The 13,437-nt window shown below is 62.0% G+C and carries 14 protein-coding genes; 7 read left to right on the top strand and 7 right to left on the bottom strand.

Annotated elements, in window-relative coordinates; genetic code table 11:
- Positions 1-4: 4 nt before the first annotated feature.
- The 4 genes from NKJ46_RS11455 to NKJ46_RS11440 all read right to left on the bottom strand — a co-directional run bounded on the left by NKJ46_RS11455 (position 5) and on the right by NKJ46_RS11440 (position 4,808).
- Positions 5-718 carry an SDR family NAD(P)-dependent oxidoreductase gene (locus NKJ46_RS11455; protein WP_352664947.1) on the bottom strand — a complete coding sequence of 238 codons (714 nt, stop codon included), beginning with the start codon at positions 716-718 and terminating at the stop codon, positions 5-7.
- On the bottom strand, positions 715-1,599 hold the full coding sequence (locus tag NKJ46_RS11450; protein WP_352664945.1) for a polysaccharide deacetylase family protein: 885 nt from the start codon (positions 1,597-1,599) through the stop codon (positions 715-717). The genes NKJ46_RS11455 and NKJ46_RS11450 overlap by 4 nt, the downstream gene beginning before the upstream one ends.
- A gap of 69 nt (positions 1,600-1,668) precedes the next feature.
- Positions 1,669-2,667 (bottom strand): ABC transporter substrate-binding protein, encoded by a 999-nt coding sequence (locus NKJ46_RS11445; RefSeq protein ID WP_352664943.1) that lies wholly within the window; start codon positions 2,665-2,667, stop codon positions 1,669-1,671.
- Positions 2,668-2,708: 41 nt separating this feature from the next.
- The gene (locus NKJ46_RS11440; RefSeq protein WP_352664941.1) at positions 2,709-4,808 is read right to left on the bottom strand and encodes a N,N-dimethylformamidase beta subunit family domain-containing protein; all 2,100 of its coding nucleotides are present in this window, start codon (positions 4,806-4,808) and stop codon (positions 2,709-2,711) included.
- A gap of 143 nt (positions 4,809-4,951) precedes the next feature.
- On the opposite strand from NKJ46_RS11440, the gene NKJ46_RS11435 reads away from it, so the two are divergent.
- Positions 4,952-5,809, top strand: coding sequence for a helix-turn-helix transcriptional regulator (locus NKJ46_RS11435; protein ID WP_352664939.1), 858 nt, complete (start codon positions 4,952-4,954; stop codon positions 5,807-5,809).
- Positions 5,797-5,973: a hypothetical protein gene (locus tag NKJ46_RS11430; RefSeq protein WP_352664937.1), complete on the top strand. Its 177-nt coding sequence runs from the start codon at positions 5,797-5,799 to the stop codon at positions 5,971-5,973. Before NKJ46_RS11435 ends, NKJ46_RS11430 begins: the two co-directional genes overlap by 13 nt.
- Positions 5,974-6,148: 175 nt before the next feature.
- Here NKJ46_RS11430 and NKJ46_RS11425 read toward each other — a convergent pair whose 3' ends face one another.
- The 3 genes from NKJ46_RS11425 to NKJ46_RS11415 are packed head-to-tail and all read right to left on the bottom strand — an operon-like array spanning position 6,149 to position 8,128.
- On the bottom strand, positions 6,149-6,946 hold the full coding sequence (locus NKJ46_RS11425) for a hypothetical protein (RefSeq protein ID WP_352664935.1): 798 nt from the start codon (positions 6,944-6,946) through the stop codon (positions 6,149-6,151).
- A gap of 12 nt (positions 6,947-6,958) precedes the next feature.
- The gene (locus tag NKJ46_RS11420; protein ID WP_352664933.1) at positions 6,959-7,696 is read right to left on the bottom strand and encodes a HupE/UreJ family protein; all 738 of its coding nucleotides are present in this window, start codon (positions 7,694-7,696) and stop codon (positions 6,959-6,961) included.
- A 48-nt stretch (positions 7,697-7,744) separates the two neighbouring features.
- Positions 7,745-8,128 (bottom strand): hypothetical protein, encoded by a 384-nt coding sequence (locus tag NKJ46_RS11415; protein ID WP_352664932.1) that lies wholly within the window; start codon positions 8,126-8,128, stop codon positions 7,745-7,747.
- 104 nt (positions 8,129-8,232) lie between these two features.
- Between NKJ46_RS11415 and NKJ46_RS11410 the strand changes: the two genes are divergently transcribed.
- From NKJ46_RS11410 to NKJ46_RS11390, 5 genes are all read left to right on the top strand, one after another.
- Positions 8,233-8,514, top strand: coding sequence for a metal-sensing transcriptional repressor (locus NKJ46_RS11410; protein ID WP_352664930.1), 282 nt, complete (start codon positions 8,233-8,235; stop codon positions 8,512-8,514).
- Between the two features lie 8 nt (positions 8,515-8,522).
- The gene (locus tag NKJ46_RS11405; protein WP_352664928.1) at positions 8,523-9,860 is read left to right on the top strand and encodes a cation diffusion facilitator family transporter; all 1,338 of its coding nucleotides are present in this window, start codon (positions 8,523-8,525) and stop codon (positions 9,858-9,860) included.
- 67 nt (positions 9,861-9,927) lie between these two features.
- Complete coding sequence (locus NKJ46_RS11400; RefSeq protein ID WP_352664926.1) at positions 9,928-11,250, top strand: MFS transporter; 1,323 nt, start codon at positions 9,928-9,930, stop codon at positions 11,248-11,250.
- A 9-nt stretch (positions 11,251-11,259) separates the two neighbouring features.
- On the top strand, positions 11,260-11,700 hold the full coding sequence (locus tag NKJ46_RS11395; RefSeq protein ID WP_352454979.1) for a YqaA family protein: 441 nt from the start codon (positions 11,260-11,262) through the stop codon (positions 11,698-11,700).
- 160 nt (positions 11,701-11,860) lie between these two features.
- Positions 11,861-13,423, top strand: coding sequence for an ABC transporter substrate-binding protein (locus NKJ46_RS11390; protein ID WP_352664924.1), 1,563 nt, complete (start codon positions 11,861-11,863; stop codon positions 13,421-13,423).
- The last annotated feature ends 14 nt before the right edge of the window (positions 13,424-13,437 follow it).

Below are 13,437 nucleotides of genomic sequence, written 5' to 3'. Positions count from 1 at the left end.
GTCTCTAGATCGTCTGCCCGCCGTCGATCGTGAATTCGGACCCGGTGATGTACTCGCTTCCGGGCGACATCAGGAACGCGACGAGATGCGCGATCTCCTGCGGCCTGGCCAACCGGTTGAGCGGCACGGAGGCGGTCATGGCTGCCAGGTTCTCGGCGGTGTTCTCGCCAAGCATCGGCGTGTCGACCAGGCCTGGGTGCACCGCGTTGACCCGGATGTTGCGGCCGGCGAGTTCGCGCGCCGCGACCTTGGTCATGCCGCGGATCGCCCATTTCGAGGTCGAATAGGCGAAGGCGCCGCTGAACCCTCTCAACCCGCCCGTCGAGCAGACATTGACGATCGAGCCGCCTTGCACCGGCATCAGCGCCGCGGCGGCGCGCATGCCGAGGAACGTGCCCAACTGGTTGACGTCGGTGACGGCCTGGAAACCGCCGGCGCTTTCTTCCAGGAACGGTACCGGATTGAAGATGGCGGCGTTGTTGACCAGCGCATCGACGTGGCCGAACCGCTGCGAAATCAAGTCGCCAATCCTTGTCCAATCGGCTTCGTCGGCGACATCGAAGGAGGCCGACAGGATCTGGCCGGCGCCGGTGGCTTGTTCGCTCACGCCGGTGAACGATCGGTCGAGTGCGATCACGGTCGCACCTGATGACGCGAACAGTGTCGCGATGGCCGCGCCGATCCCGCCGGCGGCACCGGTGACGATTGCCGTTTTCATCTGGTCAGCCTGTTGTCGCCGGCATCCACGGGCAGGGACGGCGAACGCCCTTTTCGCCATTGCCGCACATAGTCTTGGCATGTGGTGAAGCCGGCGCGTTCATGGGCGGCGACATGGCGAATGAATTCTTCGAGCATCAGCAGCCTGTGGCCACGTCCCATGATCTGCGGGTGCATCGTCACCACCATCACGCCGCTGCCGATCCTCTCGTAGAGGAAGTCGAACTCGGCCTTCCAGATTTCCAGTGCCGTCGAAGGCGCGCGGCCTCCGGGGAGATAGCCTTTGTCCGTCGCAAGGAACTCGAATTGCGGAAAGTCGTCCAGATGCCAGGCGACCGGCATTTCGACGAGGTTGACCGGCAGGCCGAAGCGGAACTCTTCGGTTGTCGACCACGCATCGCCGATCCGGCACCAATAGGGCTCGTGGTCGTTGCCCATCATCGAGCTTTCATACTCGAAGCCGAATTCGAGCAGCAGTTCGACGGTGGACGGGCTGTTGTCCCAGGCCGGCGACCGGTATCCGGATGGCCTGATGCCGGCGACCTTGTCCAGTGCGTCCAGGCCTCTCAGCAGGACGGCGCGCTCTTCCTCCCGCGTCAGCAGCACGGGGTTCTCGTGAACCCAGCCGTGATGGCCGATCTCATGGCCCCCATCCCGAAAGGCGCGCACGACCGGTGGGAAGGCGAGGGCGGAATGGCCGGGTACGAAGAAGGTTGCCGGAATGGCGGCCTGCTCCAGCACCTTCAGGATGCGGCGCGCGCCGATCGGATCGAATTCGCCGCGCGAAAGCATGCTCGGCGACGTCGCCCGATGGCTGCCGATCCATGTCGAATAGCCATCGAAATCGAACGTCAGCGCTATTTGGACGTCAGGGCTGGTCATGCCTGGGTTTCTTCCCGTCATTGACTGGACAGGCGGGCCGCATTTGCCCGCCTGCCGCTTTCGCGACGCTTACTTCGAATGCGCCACGGTCGAGTCGATGGCTGTGTCGTAGGCAATGTCCTTGTCGATCAGCTTGGCCGCCGTCGCCGCCTTGACGATGCCGGGATAGGTGTCGGACTTGAACACGCCATTCAGCGCCGCCTGGCTTTCGCTGACCGAATAATACGACACGCCATCGAAGGCCGTCGCCAGGTCCGCCGGCTCGGCGCCGACGCCCTTGGCGATGATTGCGCGGCCTTCCTCTGTGTGGGCGCGATAATATTCCAGCGCCTGGTCCCAGCTCTTCAGCATGGCCTGCACCTGGCCCGGCTTCTTCTTCAGCGTCTCCTCCGGCACGGAAAGCACGTCGCTGATCAGGCCGGGCGCCTCGCCGGCCTCGGCCAGCACCTTGATGTTCTTGTCGGCGCCAATGGCGGCCGAAATGTAGGGCTCATAGGTCACGGCCGCCGGCACGGTGCCGGAAATGATCGCCGTGCCGGCGCTTGCCGCCGGCATCGGTAGGACGCTGACGTCGTCGATGGTCATGCCGTTCTTCTGCAGCACATAGTTCAGCAGCAGATCGCTGGTCGAGCCGCGCTCGAAGGCAACCTGCTTGCCCTTGAGGTCGGCCACCGTCTTGATGTCGCCGTTGACGAGGATGGCATCGGCCTTGGTGCTGGCATCGAGCAGCAGCACGCCCTTGATCGGAATGCCGGCTTGCACCTTGGCCAGCAGCTGCTGGATGGATTCATTGTCGCCGTCGACCTGGCCGGCGGCAACCGCCGCGCCCATGTCCTTGTCTTCGACGAAATTGGTCAGTTCGACGCCTTCCAGGCCGTTGGCTTTGAAGAAGCCTTTCTCCTGCGCGATGTACCACATGCCGTAGCCGAGCCAGGGCGATATTGCGAGCTTGAACACGCCCGGTTCAACCGGCAGGTCCTGTGCTCTTGCCGGCTGTGCGGCGAACGGCATTGCGGTGGCGAGCGCCAACAGGGCGACCGCCCCGACGAAATGTTTTCTCAATCCCATGATCCTGGTCCTTGTTCCCAAAGTGTGATGTTGAACTGTCGCTATGCCGTCGAAGCCGATTGGGCGGCGGGTTGGCTCCCGCTCTGTTGCTGTCGATCCGTCCGGCTCTTTGCCGTCGCCAGATGCGTCAGCAAATTCTTGGTGATCCTGCCGACGTCGTTCATCGCATCGCCGGTCGGCAAAGCGCCGCACCAAGCGACCGAACTCGCGCAAAAGATCAAACCGCCTGAAGGCAGATGGCGCAGCGTCATCTCCGCGCAGCGCCGCGATGCGCGTTCCTCCGCGCCGCCCTCATACCAACGCGTCGCGTCGTGGACGAAGCTGTCAGGAAAGCCTGTTGCGCGCGCAATGACTGTTGTATCGGCGGAGGTGCCAAGATGCGGGTCGGTGGCATCGACCTCGTAGCCGGCCGCGCCGCCAAGCACGATGCCCTCATCGCCGAAGGTTTCGTTGGCAACGCTGTCGAACAGCCATGCGGCCGAAGGTTGGCGGCTTTCCGGCGTGCGCGTAAAAGGCCGCGCGCGGTCAAAACCCATCAGCGAGATGGCGACGCCGGTCAGCGAGAATTCGCCGCGCCCGCTAGCGCGCAGATGACCGCCCGGCTGGTTGGTGATCGACAGCGACTGTTCGGCGATCGGCCCGTCCCAGGTCCGGCCCGCTTCGAGCGGCGACCGGCGCAGTTCCATCAGATCGCCCTGGAACGCCACCTTGCCGGCAAAGCCATTGCCGCCGAGATAGGCGATGCTGCCGCCCGTCGCCGCGAACTGACGCAAGGCATGCTCCATCTCGACCGACATGTATTCGGGATGGCTGCCGGTGATGACCGCCTGGTAGCCCTGCAGGCCCGCAGCGCCCCGCTCATGCAGGTCGCGGTCCGTGATGAGATCGAAGGCGATGCCGTTGACGTGGCAGAAGCGCAGAAAATGCAGGTCGACCGGCAGATTGTGCGGGCAGCCGCAGAGCGGGTAGTTGTAGTCGTCGCGCAGCGTCGCCTTCGGCTTCCTGGTGGAAGAGATCGACACGCCGCTGAGGTCGCTGTGATAGTCGTAGAGCGACTTCAGATTGTTATCGATGGCGAAGCGATGGCCGCGATCTTCGCACATCCATTCGTAGAGATGCGCCGGCAGGAATTCATCGGCGTAAGCGAGATAGGTGGCCGTCGGCACCAGGAACAGCAGCGGCGCCCGGCGTGCGGTCGAGGTGATGAAGAACACGATGCGCTCCGATCCACCGTCATGGCCGACTTCGAAGGCATAGACGCCGGCAGACGCCTCGACGGGGATCTGCAAACGGTATGATGCCGGCCAATCCAACGCGCCCATGTCGTCATCATGGCAATGTACCGCATCGTAATGCGACGGCACCATACGGGGATCGAAACTCGACCCATCCCAGCGGCGTGAGGTCATGCAGAACGCCGGCTGGTTGATGGTGTCCAGGAAAAGGGCGTCATCTCCGCCTGTCGACGCGATCGGGCCGCTCGGCAGCAAAGTGGGGAACGTCCAGGCGATGCGTCCGGCTGCGGTCTGCAGGGCGATTGCCGCAAACTTAGCATTCAGCGACCTGACGTCGTTTGCCGCGCTGGCGCCGAAGACCATGTCGCCGGACAGAGACCAAGGCCGGTCGAGTTGACGATGCAATCGAAACGGCGACAACAGGTCGTCCGCGCCGATCTTCAGCACGGTCCCGCCGCTATCGGACGAAATCTCGACGGTGAGCCAGGTGTTCGCTGGCAAGGTCTCGCCGATTTCCAGCGGCTTGCCGTCATGGCTTGATGTCAGCCGTCCGTCCTGCAGCTGAAGCCGCAAGTCACCGCTCTCAAAGAGCACCCGGGCGCCGTCATTGCGGGTCAGGTAAACCTCAAAGGCAACGCCGCGGATTTGGTTAGTCTTGGCGAACTCCGAGGCCGCGATCCTCAGGTAAGATCCCTGATCGAAGTCGCGATGGCAGACAGCGTTTCCGGTCGGCTCGACCTGCCAATCCATGACCTCGGCCGCAGGCGTGTCGAGCTGTACGATCCGCACATCGCGTACTTGCTGCGACGACGAGATATGAAGGGCGACAGGCGTTCCGGCCGCTGCGTGCCAGGGAACCGTGTAGCCTGAAACTGCCATCGCACCGTGATCGACCGGACGTCTCATCTCAGCGGGATTCCGCAGGGTGATTTCGGTCGGTGCAATCTCGCGGGTGGCAAACTGGACAAATCTCTCGTACCCCTGTTTTTTTTGATTTACACTACGAGCATCGTTTCTTGGGGGTATATACCCCCATCGGGGTATGATTGGTGACAAAGTCCGTTTTTGAGGGCCTCGCGCTGGCCATCGACGCGATCGGCAAGCGCGAGTTCTATCCTGCCGTCACCGAGTATCTGCGGCGCTGCCTCAGCTTCGACAACGTTATCGTAATCGTTTTCTCCGGGACCGCTGTCCCCAACGTGCTTTACAAGAAGATCTATGGCCCGGACGTGTTTCGCTATCTTGCCGAACAATATCTGCCGGCCGCCTATCTGCTGGATCCGATCTATCATTTTCACCTGAGGCGCGGCGCGCCGGGGCTGTATCGTCTTCTTGACGTTGCGCCAGACCAGTTTCGCCGCAGCCGGTATTTCAAATGGTATTATGGGCGGATCGGCATCACCGATGAGATTTCGGTCGTGCTGCCGACCGGCGAGAACGCCACCGTCACGATCTCGATGGGCAAGGACGGCTCTTCAGGCGAAGCCTTCGCGCAGAAGGCCGAGGAATGCTTGCGCTCGCATGAGCCGGCGATCATGTCGTTGCTGCGTGCCCACTGGGTTGCGTCAGAAACCCCGCCTGCGGTCGCTCCGCGTTCGATGTCGATCACCGACAGCCTGATTGCCGCCATGCGAACGCACCATAATGTCTTGTTGAGCAAACGTCAGGCCGAAGTGGCGCTCCTCATTCTGCAGGGGCACTCTTCACCATCGATCGGTCTGAACCTCGGCGTCAGCCCGCAGACGGTGAAGGTGTTCCGCAAACAGCTCTACAGCAAATGCAGCCTTTCATCGCAGGCAGAGCTGTTTGCGCTCATGATGCCGATCCTTGAGCGGGCAACCAGCCATGGCTCCGGCCGGCAATACGAACGAAGCGGGGTTATAGAAACCACGCCATGGCGGGGCTGATGTTGTGTCCACTTGCACTTTTCGTGATGACCTTCGCGATTGCCAGAGGCGTTCCGGTCGTAGGCATTGTGTTTGTACCCAACATGATGGTTTTCGTGGCGGTGACGCTGACTTGCCTGTTGGATCTGTCCCTCCATTTCCCCGCTATCGAGGCTGTCGTCTGACTGGTGCTTGCCGGCGGTAAAAATCCGTCAGTAGATTGAGCTGCCTTCAAAGGGCGGTACACGGAACCCAACGGCGTCCTCGTCTAGGCGCAAACCTTGGACGCGCATCTTCGGTGGAACAGACCGCTAAGTGACGCCCGACTCTCCGAGTGGAGCCGGGCGATCCCGTATAGCGCTAGATCAGACGCTTGATGTCGATGTAGTCGCCTTCGGTCTGGATGGTCAGCGTCACGTCGCTGTCACCGCGGTTGCGCCAGAACCAGCCGTGGTTCCCGTCGAAGGCGGCTTCCAGCACGCCTTCACCGGAAGGAACGCTGCGGCCCTTTTCATAACTGATAGATTGTCCGCCTCCATCGCCATGGGCGTCGAAGTTGACGACGCCGCCGTCCACGGCCCAGGCGAAGTTTGCCTTGGCGCCTTGCCGCATCACAAGCTTGACCTCAATGCCCTGACCCGGTGTCAGTGTGAAGGACATTTCATCTCGCCTTCCGGTGGTCGGGGCCGGCGCTTCCGCAGGGATTTCGGCGACCTGTGGCGCCGTACTCGGATTGACTGGCAGGGGCTCGGCAGGCGTAACCTCTCCAACTGTCACGTTGTCTTGGGCAACGGCCTCCCCAGTTGGCGATGGCTGCGACGCGGGCTGGTCGGTGGTAAGGGCAACAAGGAGGTTTTCAATTCGGTCCATGCGCGCCATCAACTCGGCTGGAGGGACCATTTGCGTCATCCGCTCGGCCGTAGCCTTCGCGCTAGCGACTTCGTCCGCTGCCGCCTCCGCTGCCAACTGCGTCTTGATTTCGCCCATTCTGGTGAGGCCGAGCAATCTGCCTGCTCCGGTTGGGTCGATCGCATACTCGGACGGCATGACGACCGTGACGAGCAAGGCGAGCGCCGTCAGCGCGGCAATCATGGTGGAGCGCTTGAGCTGCGCCGACGTCGGCAAATCGGCGCGGCTGGGAAGGTCGGTGTTGTACATGATTTCGGTTCCTTATGCTGCGACAAACAGGCCGGTGAGCTGATATCCGATCAGCAGGAAACCGGCCGTCATCATGATGACGTTTGCGGTATAGGCGTGGCGCCAGAAGCTTCGTGTCCGGCGCCAGTAGCCCATCACGATCAGGATGGCGCCAAGGGCCAAGAGCTGCCCGATCTCGACACCGACATTGAAGGCCAAAAGGTTGGGCACCAGGCCGTCCGACGAGATGTTGTATTCGATGATCTTCGTCGACAGGCCGAAACCGTGGAAGAATCCGAAGACCAGCGTCGCGACCTTGGTGTTCGGCTGGAAGCCGAGCCATCGCTGGAACGCGCCCATATTGTCGAGTGCCTTGTAGACCACGGACAGGCCGATGATCGCGTCGATGATGTAGCTGTTGATGCCGACGTTGAAGTAGACGCCAAGCAGCATGGTCGTGGAGTGGCCGAGCGCAAACAGGCTGACATAGATGCCGATATGCTTCATCCGGTAGAGGAAGAAGATCACGCCGAACAGGAACAGGATGTGGTCGTATCCGGTCACCATGTGCTTGGCGCCGAGATAGATGAAGGGCAGCACGTTGATGCCCGAGATTTCCTGGATGTAGCCCTTGTCGCCGGCGGCAACGGCATGGGCAAAGGCTGCTCCGGCGAGCAGCGGCAGGGTCAGGAGAGCGATAAGCAGGGGCAGAGCGGGTCGCCAACACGTGCGCCGCGCGCGTGGCCGGCCCCGGTCGAAGGGTCCTTGCATTGAATTTCCAATCTTCGTCGTTGAGGGTGGTCGCGTGAGCGACCGCGATCATGCGGCGAGGAATGGTCTCGGCGGTCGCTCGAGCGGAAATGTCGTGCCCGGATCGACGAAAATCGGCGGATAATTCAGCCAGCCGCGCTCGACCTGTGGAACCGTCGGTGCGAAGTCGGAGGGCGTACTCGCCGTCTCGTGCGAGTGGTCTGCCGCATTGTGCCCTTGAAAATGGTCAGAGCTCTGCTCGCCCGAAACGCCATCATCGTGTGCGTGGCCATGATCTTCGATCTGCGCGGCGGCTCCGCCGTGACGTTCAACCGCGATGGCAATCGCGATCGGATCGTGTGAGGTCGAATAGCCGAAAGGACGGAGCACGCCAAACATCATCGCTAATGCAATGACCAGACAAAAAACTGTGCGGTGGATCCGATTTGGCATGAACGGCGATTATTCTCTAGAATCCTAACGAATGGTTTTGCTACATCAGAATCGAGGCCTCTTTGAGACTTGCATATCCCCTCCAGGAGGATAGTATCCGTCGCATGAGCGGCCAACCCCACATCCACGAAACCCATCCCGATATCGTCAAACGCCTGAAAAGGGCCGACGGACATCTCAAGGGCGTCATCGACATGATCGAAGCGGGCCGGCCCTGCCTCGACCTCGCCCAGCAACTTCATGCTGTCGAGAAGGCCATCTCGCAGGCCAAGAAGACCCTGATCCAGGATCATCTCAACCATTGCCTTGAAGACGTTGTCGGGCCGTTGGCGCGCGAGCAGCGCCGCTCGATCGACGAGTTCAAGGACATCACCAAGTACCTGTGAGAAACGCCATGATGGACAAAGTTCGCGATTGGTTTGGGTTTGGCCCGATGACGCATGGCATGGGGGGGCACGGACATGATCACGGTGATGGTGGCCATGGCCACACACACGGTGTCATAGATCCGACGATCGCCACGACGACGCGCGGCATCTGGGCGATCAAATGGTCATTCGTCGTTCTGGCCATTACGGCAGCGCTTCAACTCGTGGTCGTGTTCCTCTCCGGCAGCGTGGCGCTGCTGGCCGACACGATCCACAATGTCGGCGACGCGGCCACTGCCATTCCGCTGTGGATCGCGTTCGTGCTGGCCCGCCGCAAACCGAGCAAGACGTTCACCTACGGGCTGGGCCGGGTCGAGGATCTGGCCGGGATCGTCATCGTTCTCATCATCCTCTTCAGCGCCATCGTCGCAGGCTACGAGGCGATCGACAGGCTGATCAATCCGCGTCCCATCACGTTTCTTGGCTGGGTCGCCATTGCCGGCCTCATAGGCTTCATCGGCAATGAAGCGGTCGCCGTATTTCGTATCCGCGTGGGGCGAGAGATCAACAGCGCGGCGCTGATCGCGGACGGCTACCATGCTCGCACCGACGGCTTTACCAGTCTGGCGGTCGTGCTGGGCGCTATCGGCGTCTGGCTGGGCTTTCCGCTTGCCGATCCGATCGTCGGACTGTTGATCACGCTGGCGATCTTCGCCATCGTCTGGCAGTCGTCGAAAGCCGTGTTGACCCGCATGCTCGACGGCGTCGAGCCCGGCATCGTCGATGAGATCCATCATGCCACCGAACACGTGTCGGGCATCGGGCGCGTTGAAAGCGTGCAGGCACGCTGGATCGGACATCGTCTGCATGCCGACGTGGCCATCAGTGTTCCGGAGATGGCGACGGCCGAGGACGTGCTGGGCGTAACCGAAGCCCTCAAGGAGGAGCTGTTCGCCCACTTGCCGGCGTTGGCGGAAGCCAATGTCCGCCTGGTGAGCCCAGCCAGCCTGGCCGTCACCGGCGCGGAAGCCTCTCATGCTCACCATCATGCGCCGGAGCCCTTCAAGGTCGCCTGCGATCTGGCTGAGGGGACGTTGGAAATTGTCGACACACCGGCCGGCGAGCGGATGCGGCTGACCATAGAACGGCACGCCGACGATTTGAAAGCGACTGTGATCATCGACCGGGCCGGCGAGCCGGAGACACTTCGCCTCGAACCCGTCGCTGACAACCATCATCGGCTTGAGAGCACGGTTGCTCCGGCCGAGCCGCATGAGTTCCAGGCGAGGTTGATCCTGGCCGCGAATGGTCGCGAGCAGGTGCTGCCGTTCAAGATGGTCGAACCCGAAGGTCACCACCACTGAGACAGGCGGGCTGTTCGCGCTACATTCCTGGCTCGACGAATCCCAATCCACTGCAAGAAGGCAAAATATGCTTCAGGTCCTGGCCAATCGCACCTACCGCCATCTCTTCCTGGCCCAGGTCATCGCCCTGATCGGCACTGGCCTTGCCACCGTAGCACTCGGGCTGCTGGCCTATGATCTTGCCGGCGCCGATGCCGGCGCGGTGCTCGGCACGGCGCTCGCCATCAAGATGATCGCCTATGTCGGCGTGGCTCCTGTCGCCGCTGCGTTCGCAGAGCGCCTGCCACGGCGGACCATGCTGGTTTCCCTCGACCTCATCCGGGCAGCGGTCGCCGTGTTCCTGCCTTTCGTCACCGAAGTCTGGCAGGTATATCTTCTCATCTTCATCCTGCAGTCGGCGTCGGCAGGCTTCACTCCGGCCTTCCAGGCCTCGATCCCTGATGTGCTGCCCGAGGAGAAGGACTACACGCGGGCCCTGTCGCTGTCGCGACTGGCCTACGACCTGGAAAGCGTCGTCAGTCCCATGCTGGCGGCGGCGCTGCTTTCCGTCATCAGCTTCCACAGCCTGTTCGCCGGTACGGTTATCGGCTTTCTCGCCTCGGCGACGCTGGTGGTGTCGGTGGTCCTGCCGAGCCCTAAACCGTCGCAGCCGCGCGGCGTTTACGATCGTACCACGCGCGGATTGCGCATCTATCTGGCGACGCCGCGATTGCGCGGGCTGCTGGCCCTTAACGTTGCCGTCGCGGCGGCAAGCGCGATGGTGATCGTCAACACGGTCGTCCTGGTTCAGGCACAGTTCGGCCTCTCGCAAAGTGACACGGCGCTGGCGCTCGCAGCGTTCGGCGGCGGATCGATGATTGCAGCTCTTGCCCTGCCGCGGCTGCTGGAGAACATCCCGGACCGGGTTGCGATGCTCTCGGGCGCCGCGATCCTGGTCGTGGGCGTGCTGGTGGGACCTCTCGTCGGCAGCTACTATCTGCTGCTGGCGCTCTGGTTCGTGCTCGGGCTCGGCTATTCGCTGGCGCAGACGCCCTCGGGCCGATTGATCAGGCGTTCCGCCGATGCCGTCGACCGGCCCGCTCTGTTTGCTGCCCAATTCGCGCTTTCGCATGCCTGCTGGTTGATCACGTATCCCATTGCCGGCCGCGTCGGTGCGGCGATGGGATTGCCTTTCACATTCATTCTGCTCGGCATCATTGGCGCCGCTGCCCTGCTTGCCGCAGTCTGGCTCTGGCCGAAACATGATCCCGACGTGCTTGTGCATACGCATGTCGATCTGCCTGAGGACGACCGGCACATCGGCGACGCAGTATGGTCGGAAGCGGGGTATGAGCATTCGCATGGCTACGTCGTCGATGATCGGCACCGGAAATGGCCCAAGACAAGCTGAGAACTCAACATGCTTGGCGAGCTCGCCATCTATGGCGGTCTATTTCTGACCGCGTTCGCGGCGGCGACCATCCTGCCGATGCAATCAGAAGCAGCCCTTGCGGGACTGCTTCTGACAGAAAGCTATGCCCCGACTCCGCTCATCGCCTCCGCAAGCGCCGGCAATGTGCTCGGCTCGATCGTGAACTGGTGGCTCGGCCGGGGCGTCGATCGCTTTCGCGACCGCAAATGGTTCCCGGTGAAGCCCTCCGCGCTGACGCGCGCGACGCGATGGTATCAGCGCTATGGACGATGGTCGCTGCTGTTGAGCTGGTTGCCTCTCATCGGCGATCCGCTGACGCTTGTGGCGGGAGCGCTGCGGGAGCCGTTCTGGAGCTTCCTTGCGATTGTTACGATTGCGAAGGTCGGCCGCTATCTAGCGCTGGCGGCGATGACACTGAACTGGATTTAGTACTGGTCGAGACCCGTTTGCCGGCACCGCGACAGTACGTGCGACGGCACTTTCCTATGCCAAACGCAGCATTGCACGCCAAACTGGATTGCTCAGATATGTCTATACAAATGGAAATGCATGTATACAATCGTCACCAATCAATCAAAAGGGGAACTACATGATCACTCTCGACCGCCGCAATTTTCTCGCTTCCACCGCTGGCCTCGCCTTCGTCGCCGCCCTTCCGCGCAGCGCCTTTTCCGAAACGCATGAAACGCTGAAGATTGCCATCGCTGCGGAGACCGGCGATCTAGACCTGCTGCAGAATGTTTCAACGCTGAGCACCTACACCATCGTCTTCGATGCGCTGATCCACTACGGCCAGAACGGTGCGCTTGAGCCGGGACTTGCCACCAAATGGACAGCCGCCGACGATCAGCTTTCGATCGCCTTCGATCTGCGTGAAGGCGTGACCTTCAGCGACGGCACGCCCTTCGATTCCACCGCAGCCGAATGGAACCTCAAGCGCTGGATGGGGGTGAGCGACTTCTCCTGGATCGGCATCTCCGACGCGTTCGACAGCATCGTCACGGACGGACCAAACAAGCTGACGGTCAAGCTGAAGCGGCCGGTGCCGGCGGCACTCCTCGAACTCACAATCGTGCGGCCTGTCCGTTTCCTGTCGCCCAAGGCAGTCGACAAGGATGGCAAGCAGACTGCGCCGATCGGAACCGGTCCATGGATCGTCGAAAAATACGATTCGAGCGGCACCAGCCTCGTTCGCAACGACAAATACTGGGGCGAGAAGCCGCTTTTCAGCCGCATGGAATTGAAGGTGGTTCCCGATGAACTCGCTCGCGCCAACGGCCTCCGCTCAGGCGACCTCGATGTCATCGGCGGCGACTGGGTGGCGACGCTGTCGCCGCGCCGCGCTCGCGCGCTGGAAAGCGACGGCATGAAGGTCGTAGCTGAGCCGGGCACCGCGACGATGCTGCTCGGCTATTCGCCGAAGTCGAAGATCATTGCCGACAAGGCCGTCCGTGACGCCGTCTATGCATCGGTCGACCGGACGGCGATCGCCAAGGTCCTATTCGAAGGCTTTGCCGACCCGGCCGCCGATCTGTTCCCGGCGAACGTGCCTTCGTCGGGCAAGCGGCATGACGTGCCGGTGCGCGACGTGGCGGCGGCCAAGAAGATACTCGCCGATGGCGGCTGGGTCGACAGCGCCGGTGCTTGGACCAAGGCTGGCTCTCCTCTGACCATCGACTTTCTGGTTTCCGAAGAATCCCTGCCGGGATCGCGGCGCATCGCCGAGATGATCCAGGGCCAGTTGTCCGAGGTCGGTTTCCAGGTCCAGGTCTCTTCTGTCGATAACGCCACCATGCATGAACGGCGTCCGGCCTTCGACTATGATCTCGCTTTCTTCACCACCTATGGCGCTCCCTATGACCCTCACGGAACCCTTGGCAATGCTTTCGTCTCGACCGCCGACAGCGGTCCTGACGGCAAAATCTATGTCTCCGACGCGCTCGACGGCGTAGTCAAGGCGGCGCTCGAGGCGAGCGGCGCCGAACGCGACTTGAAGATGCAGGCCCTCTACGACTGGCTCTACGACAACACCGCCATCTGTCCGCTCGTCGTCAGCCAGCGACTGTGGGCCCACAATCCGCGCGCGGAGAATTTCTCGCTCCCGGCGACCGACTATGATCTGCCGTTCAAGGCGATAACGCTGAAGGCCTGAAGAGTTCGAGCCCA

This window comes from Mesorhizobium sp. M0166 (assembly GCF_040322255.1).
In the GTDB taxonomy this organism is placed as follows: domain Bacteria; phylum Pseudomonadota; class Alphaproteobacteria; order Rhizobiales; family Rhizobiaceae; genus Mesorhizobium.
Note: the sequence above shows the minus strand (reverse complement) of the source record. Positions and strands in the feature narration are given on the sequence as shown.

Excerpts from the sequence above, each read along its gene's own strand:
- NKJ46_RS11455 (WP_352664947.1), bottom strand. The coding sequence starts at position 718 with ATGAAAACGGCAATCGTCACCGGTGCCGCCGGCGGGATCGGCGCGGCC.
- NKJ46_RS11450 (WP_352664945.1), bottom strand. The coding sequence starts at position 1,599 with ATGACCAGCCCTGACGTCCAAATAGCGCTGACGTTCGATTTCGATGGC.
- NKJ46_RS11445 (WP_352664943.1), bottom strand. The coding sequence starts at position 2,667 with ATGGGATTGAGAAAACATTTCGTCGGGGCGGTCGCCCTGTTGGCGCTC.
- NKJ46_RS11440 (WP_352664941.1), bottom strand. The coding sequence starts at position 4,808 with ATGAGACGTCCGGTCGATCACGGTGCGATGGCAGTTTCAGGCTACACG.
- NKJ46_RS11430 (WP_352664937.1), top strand. The coding sequence starts at position 5,797 with ATGGCGGGGCTGATGTTGTGTCCACTTGCACTTTTCGTGATGACCTTC.
- NKJ46_RS11425 (WP_352664935.1), bottom strand. The coding sequence starts at position 6,946 with ATGTACAACACCGACCTTCCCAGCCGCGCCGATTTGCCGACGTCGGCG.
- NKJ46_RS11420 (WP_352664933.1), bottom strand. The coding sequence starts at position 7,696 with ATGCAAGGACCCTTCGACCGGGGCCGGCCACGCGCGCGGCGCACGTGT.
- NKJ46_RS11415 (WP_352664932.1), bottom strand. The coding sequence starts at position 8,128 with ATGCCAAATCGGATCCACCGCACAGTTTTTTGTCTGGTCATTGCATTA.
- NKJ46_RS11410 (WP_352664930.1), top strand. The coding sequence starts at position 8,233 with ATGAGCGGCCAACCCCACATCCACGAAACCCATCCCGATATCGTCAAA.
- NKJ46_RS11405 (WP_352664928.1), top strand. The coding sequence starts at position 8,523 with ATGATGGACAAAGTTCGCGATTGGTTTGGGTTTGGCCCGATGACGCAT.
- NKJ46_RS11400 (WP_352664926.1), top strand. The coding sequence starts at position 9,928 with ATGCTTCAGGTCCTGGCCAATCGCACCTACCGCCATCTCTTCCTGGCC.
- NKJ46_RS11395 (WP_352454979.1), top strand. The coding sequence starts at position 11,260 with ATGCTTGGCGAGCTCGCCATCTATGGCGGTCTATTTCTGACCGCGTTC.
- NKJ46_RS11390 (WP_352664924.1), top strand. The coding sequence starts at position 11,861 with ATGATCACTCTCGACCGCCGCAATTTTCTCGCTTCCACCGCTGGCCTC.